This window comes from Chitinophaga pollutisoli, from assembly GCF_038396755.1.
In the GTDB taxonomy this organism is placed as follows: Bacteria; Bacteroidota; Bacteroidia; order Chitinophagales; family Chitinophagaceae; genus Chitinophaga; species Chitinophaga pollutisoli.
The window spans coordinates 69,414-85,847 of record NZ_CP149822.1 but is presented as its reverse complement, the minus strand read 5'-3'; the positions used below and the strand labels follow the sequence as shown (position 1 = coordinate 85,847).

The 16,434-nt window shown below is 54.2% G+C and carries 9 protein-coding genes; 1 reads left to right on the top strand and 8 read right to left on the bottom strand.

What is annotated here, in order from left to right; all coding sequences use genetic code 11:
- Nucleotides 1-85: 85 nt before the first annotated feature.
- On the top strand, nt 86-6,214 hold the full coding sequence (locus WJU16_RS00265) for a PKD domain-containing protein (protein WP_341836319.1): 6,129 nt from the start codon (nt 86-88) through the stop codon (nt 6,212-6,214).
- A 54-nt stretch (nt 6,215-6,268) separates the two neighbouring features.
- On the opposite strand, the gene WJU16_RS00260 is transcribed toward WJU16_RS00265, so the two are convergent.
- The 8 genes from WJU16_RS00260 to WJU16_RS00225 form a co-directional block, all read right to left on the bottom strand.
- Nucleotides 6,269-7,426: an acyltransferase gene (locus WJU16_RS00260; RefSeq protein WP_341836318.1), complete on the bottom strand. Its 1,158-nt coding sequence runs from the start codon at nt 7,424-7,426 to the stop codon at nt 6,269-6,271.
- 15 nt (nt 7,427-7,441) lie between these two features.
- The gene (locus WJU16_RS00255; protein WP_341836317.1) at nt 7,442-8,239 is read right to left on the bottom strand and encodes a prolyl oligopeptidase family serine peptidase; all 798 of its coding nucleotides are present in this window, start codon (nt 8,237-8,239) and stop codon (nt 7,442-7,444) included.
- Nucleotides 8,240-8,249: 10 nt separating this feature from the next.
- Nucleotides 8,250-8,885: a TolC family protein gene (locus WJU16_RS00250; protein WP_341836316.1), complete on the bottom strand. Its 636-nt coding sequence runs from the start codon at nt 8,883-8,885 to the stop codon at nt 8,250-8,252.
- A 60-nt stretch (nt 8,886-8,945) separates the two neighbouring features.
- Nucleotides 8,946-10,442 carry an O-antigen ligase family protein gene (locus tag WJU16_RS00245; RefSeq protein WP_341836315.1) on the bottom strand — a complete coding sequence of 499 codons (1,497 nt, stop codon included), beginning with the start codon at nt 10,440-10,442 and terminating at the stop codon, nt 8,946-8,948.
- Between the two features lie 96 nt (nt 10,443-10,538).
- Entirely contained in the window at nt 10,539-11,756 is a 1,218-nt protein-coding gene (locus WJU16_RS00240) for a glycosyltransferase (protein ID WP_341836314.1), read from the bottom strand.
- Nucleotides 11,753-13,021: an oligosaccharide flippase family protein gene (locus WJU16_RS00235; RefSeq protein ID WP_341838693.1), complete on the bottom strand. Its 1,269-nt coding sequence runs from the start codon at nt 13,019-13,021 to the stop codon at nt 11,753-11,755. The genes WJU16_RS00240 and WJU16_RS00235 overlap by 4 nt, the downstream gene beginning before the upstream one ends.
- Before the next feature lie 86 nt (nt 13,022-13,107).
- The gene (locus WJU16_RS00230) at nt 13,108-14,208 is read right to left on the bottom strand and encodes an acyltransferase (RefSeq protein ID WP_341836313.1); all 1,101 of its coding nucleotides are present in this window, start codon (nt 14,206-14,208) and stop codon (nt 13,108-13,110) included.
- Nucleotides 14,208-16,394 carry a Wzz/FepE/Etk N-terminal domain-containing protein gene (locus WJU16_RS00225; RefSeq protein ID WP_341836312.1) on the bottom strand — a complete coding sequence of 729 codons (2,187 nt, stop codon included), beginning with the start codon at nt 16,392-16,394 and terminating at the stop codon, nt 14,208-14,210. Before WJU16_RS00225 ends, WJU16_RS00230 begins: the two co-directional genes overlap by 1 nt.
- Nucleotides 16,395-16,434 lie beyond the last annotated feature (40 nt).

The window sequence follows — 16,434 nt, the reverse complement described above, 5'->3', positions numbered from 1 at the left end:
ATTTTTGTAGCACCTATTTTTATCATTCGTTGAACTGTCTTGTGTGCCACCCTAGTATTAAATGGAATTTTAAATTTTGACCATCTTGAAGAACCGTTTTTTTGGATTTGCGCTGATGCGTGCCTGGATCTGTGTAATCGTGTTATTATCGCCCTGGCGGGCTTTTAGTCAGGGGACCCAGCAAAAAATCAACGTCGCCATGACGAGTTCCGCCACGCTCGAAGCGTGGCTGCACTTGCCGGATGATTATGGACAAACTTCCCAGCAGTATCCCTTGCTGATTTTTATTCATGGAGTAGGAGAAGGGGGGAATATCAATGATGTGCTGCGGCATGGCGTTCCGAAAATGATCGCCAAGGGTGCTAATATGCAGTATACCGTTGGGGGAAAGCTATTCAAATTCATCACCGTATCTCCCCGGATTGCGGGGGGCTGGGCGAACTATCAGACCGTGCAGAAGCTGATTGAGGAAATGAAGAAGCTCTACCGTGTGGATGCTTCCAGGATTTACCTCACGGGGCTGAGCGCCGGCGGTTATGGTGTATTGAACTACATCACCACCGGGAAGGAATACTCCGATAATATCGCGGCCATCGTGCCGGTTTCTTCCGCGCCGATCGATGATCCCAAGCTTCCGGGCCTGTGCAACGTGGCCGCCAGTAATATGGCGGTATGGATGCTATGTGGCACCAGCGACGGTTTCCTCAAATATCAAACGGATTACATTTCCCGCATCAATGCATGCAACCCCGCCATCAAAGCGAAAGCCACCACTTTCACCGGTGGGCATGATTCCGGGTTCTGGGACAAGGCATACGACCCCGGGCATACTTATCAATCACAGAATATTTATGAATGGATGCTGCAGTACAGCAAAGACGGTTCTTCCGAGGAACCGCCGCCGGTTACTGCACCCGTTGCGGAAGTGAAAAATGCCAACGTAACGCTGACGCTTCCAACCGCATCCGTTATGTTGGACGGCTCAGGTTCCACCGCGCCCAACAGTTCTATTTCCACCTACGCCTGGAAACAGGTTTCCGGACCCGGATCCGCCACCATCGCAGGCGGAGCAACTTCCAAAGCCACTGTCGGCCAGCTCGTGGCTGGCAAGTACGTATTCTCGCTCACCGTTACCAACGCCGCCGGACAAACGAATATCGCCTACGCCAATGTTACTGTGAACGCGGCCTCCACCGGTACCGACTGCGAAAACTGTAAAGTGGTCATCACACCCGGGAACGACGGTGGCGCGTATATCAACGGTAATAACTACACTATCGAGCCTGGCGACACGATCTGCGTGAAAGCCGGGAATTATGCGTATATACAGTTCATGAACTTCACCGGCAGCGCCGACAAACCGCTTGTATTCATCAACTGCGGCGGCCAGGTGCGTGTAGGCGACGGTGGTAATTACGGCCTCATCTTCAACAACGTTAAATACTTCAAGATTACAGGTTCCGGCAGCGCCGATAAATACGGCTTCCGGATCGATGGCGTGAGCAAACGCCTCAGCACAGGGCTTGCCATGGGTAAGGGTTGTACCGATTACGAAGCGGAGCGCATTGAGATCACGGGCTCGGAAGCGGGTTTGATGGCGAAAGTCAACCCGGATTGCGACCCCATGAACCAATATCCGAACTTCGCCATCCGAAACATCAGCATCCACGATATTTATATCCATGACGTGCTCGGCGAAGGCATGTACATCGGCAACACGGCGCCCAATGGTACGCCGACGGTTTGTGACGGCGTTACGAAAAACCTCCTGCCCCCGCGCATCTACAACCTGAAAGTATATAACAACATCACGGAAAATACCGGCTGGGATGGCATCCAGGTCGCTTCTGCCCCGGAGAACGTTGAAATCTACAACAACAGCGTGTATAATTTCGGGACCGTAAACAAAGGCAGCCAGCAGGCGGGTATCATCCTCGGCGGCGAGAGTAACGGTAAAGTGTATAACAACAAGATCATCAAAGGAACGGGCAATGCGCTGGAAGTTTTCGGCGTAGGGCTTTGCCTTGTTTATAACAATATCATCGCCGATGCTGGTTTTGACGGAACGGCAGCAGGCCAGGACGCGTTGTTTGTAGACGACCGGCCCACCGATCATAACTTCAAGCCCCTCCAGGTGTATATCCTGAACAACACTGTCGTGAACTCCGCCCGCGATGCGATACGCGTGTTGAATTCCTTTGGTACCATCGGCACGGGGAACCTCATCCAGAACAACCTTGTCTTCAACACCGGCTCCGGCGCTCACGTGGCAGTACAAAGGGGAATCGACGCGGTTACCACCAGCAACGTAACCGGCCAGGATATCAACACCGCCGGTTTCGTGAATGCCGCGGGGAAAGATTTCCATATCACGGCCACGTCTGTTGCGGTGAACAAGGGACTTGACTTCAAAGCTTATTTCAATTACGACATCGACGGGCAGGCCCGCCCGCAAGGCGCAGCATTTGACGCGGGCGCCGACGAATATTCCACCGGCAGCACCAACAAACCGCCCGTGGCCAACGCCGGCAGTGCGGTAACCATCACGCTGCCCGTGACCACCGCCAACCTCGACGGCTCCGCATCCGCGGATCCTGACGGCAGCATCGCGTCTTACGCCTGGACTTTCGTTTCCGGGCCGGTGACACCGGGTTTCGGAAGCGCATCCGCATCCAAAACCACCGTTACCGGGCTTACCACCGCCGGCAGCTATGTTTTTCAGCTTGCAGTGACCGACAACAGCGGTTCACGCGCCACCGCGCAGGTAACCGTTACCGTACAGGCAGCCGCTTTGCCGCCCACGGTGAACGCAGGCACGGATAAATCCATTCGCCTTCCCGCCACCACCTCTTCGCTCAGCGGAACGGCTTCGGCCTCCGGCGGCGCCACGATTTCCACATACGCCTGGACGCAAATCAGCGGCCCCGCCACTTCGGTTATCGCATCACCCGGTACCGCCGCTTCCGCTATCAGCGGGCTCACTGCGCAAGGAGCCTATGACTTCCGTTTGACGGTCACAGACAGCAAAGGCGCATCCAAATCCGACACGATCCGGGTTACGGTATTGCCGGCTTATACCGGCCCCACCGCCAACGCCGGCACCGCAATATCCATCCGCCTTCCCGAAACCACTGCCAGCCTCACCGGCAGCGGCACCCCCGCAGCAGGCAGCACGATTTCCACCTACGCGTGGACGCAGACGGCCGGGCCCGTTACCGCCGTGATCGCGACTCCGGCAGCGGCCACCACCAACCTTACCGGCCTCACCACCGCAGGCACCTATACTTTCCGCCTGACGGTTACGGACGACAAAGGCCTGACCGCATCCGCCACCGTAAACGTGGTTGTTTCTCCGGCCTTTATCGGTCCGGAAGCAGATGCAGGCGAAAACCTGTCCATCACCTTGCCGGTAACTACCGCCACACTAAATGGTTCGGGCACTCCGGCGCAGGGAAACACTATTTCCAGCTACGCCTGGGAGCAGACCGCTGGGCCCGCAACGGCCACCATTGCAAATCCTGCCGCAGCAACGACCGGGCTAACCGGGCTGGCGACTGCGGGCACTTATACCTTTCGTATCACTGTAAAAGACAATAACGGTCTGTCTGCCTCAGCCACCGTGGATGTGCAGGTTTTACCTGCAAACGTTCCACCGGTAGCGGATGCGGGCGGATCTCAGCGGCTCACGCTTCCTGTTAGCACGGCAACGCTGACTGGCACTGGCACCGCCGCTTCGGGCAGCAGCATCATCAGCTATGCCTGGACGCAGGTATCCGGGCCGCGCACTGCTACACTGGCAACCGCAAATGCGGCCAGCACAGGTGTTTCAGGACTTACGACCGCCGGGACATATATATTCCGGCTGACGGTAACCGACGACAAGGGCCTGACGGGCACGGCAACAGTTGAGATTGTAGTGGCGCCGGCCAACGAGCCTCCGGTTGTAGATGCAGGTAATGATCAATCGATCACGCTGCCGGCAACTACGGCCACGCTGCGCGGTACGGCTACACCCGCTTCGGGCAGCAGCATCGAAACGTATGCATGGTCGCAGGTGTCGGGCCCGGTAACGGCTACGATTTCAGCTTCTGCCGCGGCAACAACGGGCGTTAGCCAGTTAACACAATCAGGAACATATACTTTCCGCCTGACGGCAACCGACGACAAAGGGCTTTCTGCTTCCGCAACGGTTACTATTCAGGTGAGTCCTGCCAATACGGTACCGCCGGTAGTGAATGCAGGTAACGCGCAAACAATCACGCTACCGGTTACGACCGCTACGGTTTCCGGTTCCGCCACGGCGGCTTCCGGCAGCAGCATCGCCAGTTATGCATGGACGCAGGTTTCCGGTCCCGCCACGGCAACTTTTGCCAACAACGGTTCCGCCAGCACGGGTATCAGCCGGCTCACACAGGCCGGGACGTACACCTTCCGCCTGACGGCAACCGATGATAAAGGGCTTTCCGCTTCCGCGACGGTTACCGTTACCGTGAACCCGGCCAACGAGCCTCCGGTGGTGAATGCGGGCAATAATCAGTCGATCACATTGCCGGCAACCACCGCCACGCTGAATGGTTCTGCCACACCCGCATCGGGAAGCAGCATTGAGACGTATGCATGGGCACAGATAAGCGGGCCGGTGACGGCAACGATCGCTTCCAGCGGTGCCGCCAGCACGGGTATCAGCCGGCTCACGCAGGCCGGGACGTACACCTTCCGCCTGACGGCAACCGATGATAAAGGGCTTTCCGCTTCCGCGACGGTTACCGTTACCGTGAACCCTGCGAATAATATTCCTCCGGTGGTGAACGCGGGCAGTGCGCAAACCATCACTTTACCGGCTACTACCGCCACGCTGAATGGTTCTGCCACACCCGCATCGGGAAGCAGCATTGAGACGTATGCATGGGCACAGACAAGCGGGCCGGTGACGGCAACGATCGCTTCCAGCGGTTCCGCCAGCACGGGTATCAGCCGGCTCACACAGGCCGGGACGTACACCTTCCGCCTGACGGCAACCGATGATAAAGGGCTTTCTGCTTCCGCGACGGTTACCGTTACCGTGAACCCTGCGAATAATATTCCTCCGGTGGTGAACGCGGGCAGTGCGCAAACCATCACTTTACCGGCTACTACCGCCACGCTCACCGGTTCCGCCACGGCGGCTTCCGGCAGCAACATCGCCAGTTATGCCTGGACACAGGTTTCAGGGCCCGCTACGGCTACTTTTGGCGCCAGCAGTTCCGCCAGCACAGGTGTTAGCCGGTTGACACAGGCAGGGACTTATACTTTCCGTTTGACGGCAACCGACAACAACGGCTTGTCCGCTTCCGCGACGGTTACCGTAACGGTGAACCAGGCGGCGAACATCGCGCCGGTTGCCGACGCGGGAGGAGACCAGGAGATCACTTTGCCGGAAAGCACTGCAACACTCAACGGGCAAGCTTCCCGCGACGAAGATGGCTCGATAGCCAGCTGGAACTGGGCGCAGGTTTCGGGGCCTTCAACTTCGGTGATTGCCAATCCCGGCGAGGCTTCTACATCCGTTCAGCAACTTTCCACCGCAGGCGTTTATGTATTTGAATTAACGGTTACAGATAACCGCGGCGCCACCTCAAAAGACCGTGTTTCCATTACGGTAAACATCCCGCTTGATCCGCCGGTAGCGGATGCAGGCGCTGACCAGGTGCTTATTTTACCGGAAACGGTGATCAACCTCAACGGCAGCGGTTCCCGTCCTGCCCCGAATAGCAATATCACGGGATATAAATGGGAACTGGTGGGAGGTGATGCTTCCAAAGTTACCATCAGCAACGCATCTGCATCGGCTTCCTTCGCGGTACTGCGCGCAGCGGGCTCATATACTTTCCGTTTGACGGTAATGGACGCCAATGGCCGCACTGCAACTGACAACATGGTGGTTACCGTGCAAACCGACGAAGACCAAAACCACAGCGAAAATGTAACGGTGGATATGTCACCGAACCCGGTACAGGACCAGCTTCGCGTTGCCATCAAGCTGCCGGGCGAGCAACCGGTTTCGCTCCGGATCTTCAATTTTTCCGGCGCGTTGCAGGCTACGCACCAATTGGGAACGATCATCAACACCGTAAAATACATCGATATGAGCGCTTACACGGGCGGCATGTATATTATCCAAGTACAGGTAGGACCACATCACCAGGAGTCCTTTAAAATCATGAAAGCAAAATAATCAGCTATATCTGCTGCATAAAAAATGCCCGGTCGTTGTGCCGGGCATTTCTTTTTATATGCGTGTCTGGACCACCGCGTACCGCGATTTGATCCGGAGGAAATATTTTTCGAAGCATTCATACGACAGATAGGCGATCCCGCAGGTGACTGCCACGCAGGTGAGCGGATACATCAGCTCCCAGGTGAAGATGCCGGGAACTTTACCGAACATCTTGAGGAACAATATCATAACGAGTTGGCACACGGGTGTATGGAACAGGTAAATGCCGTAGCTGACTTTCCCCATCGATTTCATGATGGGTTGCTCCAGGTGCATGATGCTGTTGGGAGAAACAGCCATGAGCATGAGGTAGCCGAAGAGGAAAGCGTGAATGAAGTGGTCGAAATAATATTTACTGAGCACAGGAATCTGGGCCACGCTGAACACGACGAGAGCCGTAATGGCCAGCATGATCCATTGAACGCCGGGTTTGAAGGCGTTTTCAAAGAACCGGGGGAACCGGTCTTTATTGAACAGCAGCCAGGCCGCGAACATCCCCGTCCCGAAGAGTTCCAGCTTGTCGAACAGCAACACGTAGTTGATGCCGAACAATTGCAGGGAGGTTACCGGGAAAAAGTGGGGGAGTATCAGGCAGAGGGCTTTGCTGAGGAAACCGATGGACAGCAGCACCACGAACAGCGTTTTGAGACTGTTGCGGAAAGCGGCCACCAGTAAGGGCCAAACAAGGTAGAATTGCTCCTCGATACAGACAGACCATGTGATTTCAACGATTCCTTTGTTATAAGGGAAAAACGCCAGCTGGATGTTCACCGCGAACAGGAGCAGGAATATCAGGTTGACGACCGTTGTTTCCAGGCCGATGCCCGTTTCTATACCCAGCTTCGCGAACACCCAGGGCGCCAGCACGATCATGCCGATACCGTAGGCCAGGTACAAGGGCCAGATGCGGAGCATGCGGCGGATGTAGAAGTTCTTGAAACTGATATGTCCTTTCTCCTTGTTTTCCTTGAACAGAAGATAGCTGATCAGGAAACCACTGAGCACGAAAAAGAGATTCACGCCCATGCGCCCTGTATCTTTCAACATATAATCCATCCAGCTCCACGACGAAACACCCTGTTCCGCCTTGAAATACTGGCCGTGGTGAAGTATCACCAGCAGCGCGGCGATAAATCGGATAGCATCGAGGTTTTTAAAATATACTTTCATTACTGGTCAACGGGGTTATTTGCGGTATTGGAGCATCCATTCGTAGATGTTCATGCCGATGCCGTGCTTGTTAGCCGGGTCGTAGAGCGAAATCCAGGATTTGTGCGCGAAGTTCTCCACGATCGTCATCTTCGCCAATCCTGGACCGTACTTGTTGGTACTGTCCACATACTTCATGCAATCTTCCATAAAGTGCGGCTCTCCTTCTCCGGCCAGATACCAGCAATGGACTTTGGCATCCGCAACCATTTTGAAATTTTTCTTGTTTTTGTCGTCGATCGTTGCAACGGACATCGGAACGGCGGCGGCAAATCTTGCGGTGAGCGCGGGCTTTTCCGTAAGCGCCATTACCGTGGCCCATCCGCCGGCGCTGTAACCCGTGATGTAAATCCGTTTCGGGTCGATGCGATAGCGGGACGCAACATCGTTCAACATCCTTTCGATTTCGGCGGGCTTCAGGCCCCAGCTGGGCGCCTGCGGCGACACTACGATGAATTTATACAGTTTGCCGTCTGCCGGGTTCCGCGCCTGGATCTTTTTTCCTCTGCTAATCCAGTAGGGAACACCTTCGAGGCGCAATTTGCTGATATCGTTGCCTGATTTGCTTTTTCCGTGCAGATAAATGATCACCGGGTAATTGGTGTTGGTGACCCGGTAATCGTCCGGAAGAAAAACCAGGGAATTGATGGTACTGAAGGCCGTGGCTTTCAACTTCACGGTATCTGTCAATTGTTGGCCAGTAACTGTGGACGCGAATAAAAGAAATATGCAGGTAAGTGTAGCCGGAATATGCTTTTCTGATAAATGAAACATACACATGAATTTATATACCGAGAACGGTCTCGAGCTTTGTACCGATGATCTCTTCGAGTTCAAGGGTTACCACGATGAGGTCTCTTTCGAGCGTGAGTTTACGCACGCGGCCATCGTTGTATTTTTTGGCAATATTGCTGTATTGTTCGAAGGTGATACCACCTGCGGCGAGTTTCGCTTCGGCCTGGTCAAAAGCGGCCTGGTCTTCGTCGGAGATTTCCTCCTGCATGGCGAGTTGCGCTTTGGTGGTGAGGTAATCCTGGTATTTGGTAAGAACGATGGCAGTGATCTGGCGCTTGGCGAGTTCCTGGTTTTCGGTGGCGATATCAATATTGCGGCGGGCGATTTTCACGTCGCTGCCTTTGGTGAACAGGCTGCCGAGGGGGACCATCACACCTACGTTCCAAAGGGGATAGTAGAGCTGTGTACGGTTCTGGTCGTCGATGTTCTTTAGTTTCAGCGTAATTTCGTTAAGGTTGACGCTACCGGTAACGTAGTTGGCCCAGCTGGCGGTCGCCTTGTTCAATTCCGAAACTGACTTTTCCCTTTCAGCGTTACGGATGCGGATGGCCGGGTTGTTGAGTGCCAGGGCAACCAATTTATCCTTGATCGCCTGCTGATTCGGGGGGCGCTTGCTGGGGTGCATTCTGCGCCAACAATGATAAGGCGGGGGCGAGCAGAAGGAGAATAATCAAAGCTTGCTTTTTCATATTGCATTTGTTTTTATTATGTCAGAATTAGTTTTTGCGGAAGCCTCCTCGATGCCTCGGAGGTTGACGATAATGGCCAGCGCGCTGTAAAAGAACAACCCGCCCGGCATCTGCCCGATCGCAACCTGCGCATAGTTGGCGACGATATAGGCGTAAATACTGGCGACGATGCCGAGATATATGATTTTAAATTCTTTGGATTTGCTCCGGTAATAGTTCCGGACGCCGGTGTAAAGGATGGTGAAATACAGGCTGCAGGTCAAAGCGAGGCCCAGCCACCCGGTTTCTATCGCGGTACGGAGGTAGCCACTGTCCGGCGGGAACCCCGCGAGCGGGTGCCCCGGATTATACTCAAGCCCCTGTACACCGCTGGTGGCAACGCCTCCGCCCAGCGGATGCTTCCAGATATACGGCTGTATCTTCGCCCGGTTCTCGTCGCGCACGTTCAACGACTCGTCGTCCGACATCTCGAAAGTGGACCGGATACGGTTGACGGTGCCGTTGCCGTAGAACGGTCCGAACACCAGCACGCAGAAGAACATCAGGAAGCCCACCGCGAAAAAGAGCGTCCGTTTGTTCGTGATGGTCATCAGCACATAAATCGCCAGCGCAGCGGGGATCATGAAATAGGCAGTCCTCGTCCCGGAGTAAGCCATACCCAGCGCCATGAAAATGATGGCGAAGAACAGCGCCCTGCGGTATTTCTTGCTTTCCGTATTGAGGAATATAATCAGTGTAAACACCACGCCATGCGCCATGAGGATGCCGAAAGCCGTGGGGTCGGAGAGGAAGGAGAACTTCCGCATGTCGCCGCCCTGGAAATACAATTTATACCGGATCGGATCCGCCATCACCCAGTTCAACTCAAAGCCCAGCAAGCCATGCCATTGCTGGAAGCAGCCATACAGCCCCGCCAATGCGGAAAGGATAATCCAGAACTTGATATAGTCGACGATATCCTTGCGGGTGCTGAAAATGTGCAGGCCCACGAAATAGATCATGATGAAGTTGAGGAACTTGCGTACCGTAAACAGCCAGCCATCCACGGAATACATCGCGGGGTTGAAAAGCTCTATCAGTAGAAAACAGAAATAAATACCGTACATAACGGTGATGATATTCCCGGAATATTTCCAAAGTTTTTCCTTCAGCACGGTTTTGCGGTAGTAAATGCCGATGAAGGTAACCGCCAGCAATGCGTCGCAAACCACGCCCATCGGTATATCCACCGGGATCATGCGCTTGATGTAAAACATGAAGAACCCGATAACCGTCACGATATAAAAACCAAGACGGGTGTTAAACAGGCAGATCAGCGTGATGGTGATGCCGATGAGGCCCACAGCGATTCCCAAACCTACCATCTCGTGGATCATGCTCACCGCGTAAGCGATACCGCCGGCCACGAGGGCCATCAGTACCCAGGCAACGGGCGTATCCACAAGGGCGGACACCGTGCGGTGGCGGAGTATGAATGCAGACAGCGATTTCATCAGTAGAACAAAATTTTAATGCCAAGGAACAACATCGTGAACGCGAGGAACACGGTTACTGTAATCTCCAGGATTCTTTCGTCCGAAAATCTGTTATCAGCCATGTTGTACTGTTTTAGGTTGAGTTGAAACGGATGTCAGCGCGGCTTCCAGCGCAGCCAGCGAGTTTTCCCAGGTGTGCGACAACGCGAAAGCTTTCCTGCGCTCCCGCAATGTTTCGTCGTGCTCGCGCAGCCCTTTGGCGATGGCATCGATGTATTCCCCTGCGCCTTTGCACAGATATACATACGAAGCGAACATCTCCATGGCTTCCGTGGCCGTGGCGGCAACAGGCTTGCCAAACGCCAGGTACTCGTCGATCTTGCGGGGATAGTTGCCGATGGTCATGGGATTCACGAGCTGCGGATTGATGCAGACGTCGAACGACTGGATCCAGGAAGGCAGTTCCGAAGACGGGCGGTTGCCGGTGAACAAGACGTTGGGCATGGTATGCAGGGGGCTTTGGCGGAAGGCTTCGTCTTCCGGGCCCACGAGCAGGAATTGCCAGTCGGGCCTCCGGGCGGCGATATCCTCCATTAACCCGATATCCAGCCGCGAAGCGATCAGCGCGCCCACGTACCCGATCACGGGTTTGCCATTTTCTTTCAGCAGGGATGGCGCTTCCGGGCCAACGTTGTCGAGCCAGCTGAAGTCGCAGCCCTGCCCGATGTCGAACGAAGCCGGGTTATGTTTCCGGCCGTAAGACGCAAGCCATGCGGAATTGGCCACTACCACGGTGGATTTGGCCATGAGCTGAGGCTCGAGGCGCAGGCCATGCCGCTGGAAGTAGGGCTGGCTGGTGAGATTGTCGCGGATATAATAAATGGTGCCTGATACGCCGCTGATCATCTCTGGCAGGTAAAAGGCTCGGAAGAAATCGTTGTCGATGAACAGGAGAGGATCGCTGAACCCAAGGCGTGCCGCGGCGTCGTTGATGGCGTTGGCCATTCTCTTGTTGTTGATGCGGTTGAGACGGTCGAAGAGCCCGGCGAAGGGGATCCAGTTGATAGACTCGAGGATCGTGCGGGGATCGAGGGTCCAGAGGTTGGGCGCGATGAGCTGCAGGTCGCTGGCCTGGCCGGCGATGCTGCTTTTCCGAGTGCGGGTTTTGGCGTCGTTCCGGTCGCGGATCGCGGAAATGCGGTCAAGCGCGCGGTTGACGTATAATACCCTGTTCGTGCGCGCCATCACCGCGGCGATGTTTTTGCAGTTGCTCCCGATCTCGATGTCCCAGGGCTGCAATCCTACAATGATGATATCTCTGTTGCGGATCATTTGGGTTGGGATTTTAGGATGAAACGTTGGCGGAACACCTGGTACATTTCCGGGTAGAATTTCACAGCGTAGCCGAGCGTCCGCAGGAAATCGGTGCCTAATGTCTTACGCAGGTATATTTGCGTGATCAGGAAACAAACGAAGTAGGAGGTCATCATGCCATATGCCGCACCATGCAAGCCAAACGCGCGGGTGAATAGGTAACAAACGGGAATATTGAGCAAAGCGGTGATGGTGATGACGTAGAAATTCATTTTGGGTTTGCCGATGGAATCCATGATGGTGCCGAACTGCTTAATGAAAGGCAGGAACAATCCATAAAGGATGGTCAGTTGCAGCAGCGTAGCAGCTTCCAGGTAATCCTGACCGGCGATAATGCCAATAACGAGGCGGGGCAACAGCAGGATACCAAGGCTCACCGGGACGGCGATCGCCAGGATCGAGCCCACCGCCTTTTCATAATAATAACGGACGCCGGCGATATTTCCGCCTTCCATCATTTTCGCACTTTTGGGGAAAAGGATATCGCCGAGCACCTGCGAAGGCATGTCTACCAGGTTGGAAATCCGCAGACATACGCCGTACATGGCCACGGCGGGGGTGGAGATGAGCGAGGCTACAATGAACTGATCGGTATTCCTGAAAATGCTGGAGCTCATGTTTGTGGCGAAAACGAAACGGCCGAACTGCCAGAGTTTCCCCATCCATTCCGCATGGAATTTCACTTTTCCGGACAGGAACTTCCGGGCAAAAAACCATCCCGTCAGCGTACCAGCTACGATGCCGGCGTTGAAATAAATCACGAGGTCCACCAGCCCGATGGGCCCCATCCATACCAGGTGCGCCACGATGAGCAGGAAAGCCGTACCCTGGCGGCAGGAATACGCCCAGAAAATTCCCCTGAAATCGGCATTGGCATTCTGCATCCATTCAAAATGGGAGAACGGAATGAGCAGCAGCAACCCCGGGAGGAAGAGCCACACTACCACCGACAGGTCGGGCGCCTGCAAAACACCCGACAGCGGCACGATCCCCAAAGCCAGGGTGGTGGCCGTCAGCAGGGTGATCACCACATTCAGCCCCATCGCCGCACCTTCGATATGATGATGCGTATCAGCAGGGTGGTTGTTGATATATTTGATCACGGCATTCTTCACCAGCGACTGCCGGCACATTTCAATGATGCTCGTGATCAGCAGGAAAAGATTCCATACACCCATTTGCTCCTTGGTCAGGAACCGGGTCAGCACCAGGATGCTGCCGATGCCGAAAAAAGCACGGCAGCCTTCTGCAATCCATTATAGATGCCGGATTTCAGCCAGTAGGTGTATGTTGGGCCAGGCATATCGGTTTACTTCATTTTTAAACTAGCCGCAGGCTTAAGGGCGGGTCTTTCCAGGCTGTACAACCACCAGGCGCCGATGCGCATAGCGAATTTGTACAGCAGGATGGGAACCACCACCGCGAGCGGGAGGCATATCGCCAGCAGCACAGGAACACTGGTGACGCCGAATATTTTTACCAGCACCATCCTCGCGGCAGAGGCCACGAGCACGTGCGAAACATAAATGTACAGGGAATGATATCCCGCGATCTTCAACGGCTTCAGCGCGTCGTAACGCTGCAGCAAAAACGAAAGACTCAGCATGGATGCGCAACCTGTCAATGCGATCACCGCAAACAGGATGGGCTGGTATTCTTCCACGTACAGCGTACTGCCATGTTCCAGGTTGGCCTGCAAAAAGTACCATTGCCCGATCACAAACACCGGCAACATCACCAGGAACACCTTCCAGGAACTGTAAAGTGGATATTTCGTCTGGTCCAGCATCTTATCCGCCACCAGTTCGCCAATGGCGAAGAATACATAATAGTGGCAGATGTCGTACAGGAAACCGAGATCGATTTTATGCACGGAAACATAGCTGCTCAGCATATACAACACGGCACCCAGTGCCAGTTGCGCGCCCACCTTCATCTTCAGCCGCTCCCGCGCGATGATGTATAACACCGTCACGTTGAAGAGGGCGTAGAGGTACCAGAACTGGTCGATACGGCGCGGGTATAGAAACACATAACCATAATCTGCCCAGCTCCGGTCGGCATTTACATAGCCACTCAACGCAAACTGGATGGTAATCTGGATAAAGGACCAGAGGAGGTAGGGATAAAGCAGGATGCTGAATTTATTTCGGATTAACCCGCCAAGATCGCGCTTGGCCAGGCTTTTGGCAATAAATATACCTGAAAGGATGAAGAACAGCGGCATCCGGAAGCTATAGAAAATAATATTGGCATTCTCCAGCCACTGGTACTCCGCCGCGTCCACGCCCGAACGGGTAATCCCTTCGAAGATGTGGCGGTACAGCACCAGGATGATGGCGATCCCGCGGGCATAGTCGATCCATGCCAGCCGGTTGCCTTTCGCCGAACCCGTCAATGCCTGCGTCATCAGATATCGATGTTTTGTTGTTCTACCTGGTTCAGCACCACGCCGGTGAAATTACCGTTCAGCGATGACAGGTATTCGATCGTTTCCTTGTCGGTTTGCTTGATGCTCGACCGGGCTGATACCACTGCGACAATGGTATCAGCGTACTTCAGCAATTCTTTACTGTCTGAGCGCTCGTTCAATTGTGCGCCTTCCAGGAAGATGAAGTCATAGTAACCGCGCAGCGCATCCATATGGTCGAGCAGGTTACCGGGCCGCAGCACTTCCGCCGGTGTATACTGACCGCCCTTGCAGCCGATCACGTCCACATTTTCGATGCCCGTGGGCGAAATCAACTCGTCGAGTTTCTTCTTAAAGTCTTGCCCGTCGCCCAACACAAAATCCTCCAGCAGCGGTTTCGCCTCAAATTCCTGCGTGAGCGTGTTATGCGGGAAATTGGTATCGATGATCAGCACCTTTTTATGGCTCAGGCTCAGGCTATGGGCAAGGGCTTTGATGATGGTGGATTTACCTTCGCCCGGGCGAGGACTGGTAAACAAAAACACCTTCTTCCCGCTGTTTCCCACTTCATAACGCAGTTTCCGGAGCAACTCGCGGAATACACTGCTTTGCGCCGGTAATTCCTCGTCCGTGAAAATGTTCTCGAATGTCATGCGCTTCATGTTCACGCGGTTCACTACGCCCATCAGGCGCAGGTCCGTCACTTTCTGGAACTGGGTAGGGGTTTTTATAGACAGATCGATATATTCCATGAAAATGATGGAAATACAGCAGAACACGAACATCGACATCCCCGACAAGGCGAGGATAATCAGCCGCTTACTGGGCTCGGGTTCCACGGCGGGTTGCCCGAACAATACCTGGCGGAAGTTATCCATCGGCGCGATGCGGCTGTTGAGCGCACCGTCGTACCGCGTTTTCACTGCTTCGTATTCCGATTGCGCAAGTTCCACTTCCTTCTGCAACGCGAGGTTATTGGCATTGCGCGAAGCGGCCGCGCCGATGCTGGAGTTCAGCTGGCGTACCTTGTCTTCGTAGGCTGAAATATTCTGCTGCGAACTTTTAATCTGGAGCTCCAGGTCGCTTTTCTTCTGTAAGAGATCGGCTTTGGTTACACCGCCGGCAGGGCCGGAGGATACCGACGCCATGGCCATCAGCTTGTTTTTGTATTCCGTTTTCTTGGCCATGTATTTATTATACAGCTCGGTGTTGTTGCCGCCTTTGGCCTGGTAGTCATTATAAGCGTCGTTCATTTGCTTGCGCAGGTTCGCGAGCTCCGTGTTGGCACTATTGCCGCTGGCCGCTGCCGCGCTGTTACTCTGATCTATCTCTGCCAACCGGTTTTGCACCTGCTGCATGGAAAGATTGGCGGTATTGAGCAGGTTGCGCTCATCAGCCAGACGGGTTTCGAAATTGCTCACCTGTTCGAGCTTGCTGGAGCTTTCCACCGAAACGTCCATGGTGCCCATGGTCTTGATGTTACCGATTTTCTCGTCGAGTTCGGCTTTCTTCTGGTCAACGAGCTTCTGTAACGTTTCGATGTTCTGGGCAGTCTGCACATTGCGGGAAGATTCGTAGTTCCGGAGAAATTCCGCCACGATCTGGTTCACGAAATAGGCAGACATCTCAGGACTGGTCGAACGGTACTGGATGTCGATATAATCGGTACGTGCCACGCGGTTGGCGTACAGCACATAGCGGAACGTTTCGAGGTCATATTTATAAAGCTTCAGCAGTTCGATGATCTGGCGTTCTTCGGGAACGTAGGAACTGAGGAGCTTCTCCTCGTTGTACTTCTGGGTGAGGATCCTAATGGCTTTCTCTTTGTCAGTGTTCCGGTACACCTCGCTTTTCAGGTCTTCCGGCGTCAGTTGGCGGAATTCCTTGCCGGGGTTCTGCAGATCGTGCAGGAGCATGTTGTAACCGGTCATACCCAATACCCGTGGCGATTTCAGCGCCTCGATCACGTTACCGAACTTGGAATCGATCTCGTAAATGTTGAAACTTTCATCTTTCAGTTTCACCTGGTCATTGCTGGTAAAACCAGTCGCGATCTGGGCAACCGACTTGTACAATTTTTCCTGGTTCAGGGTTAACACGAAAGCCCCAACGATCGCCAGCAGTGTGCAGATCATAATCAGCCACTTCCTTCTCAACAATGCTTTCAGCAGATAAATCAGGTCCATATGGATGCTTTTGTTAAAGTGTGAAATTTTTTAATCCGAC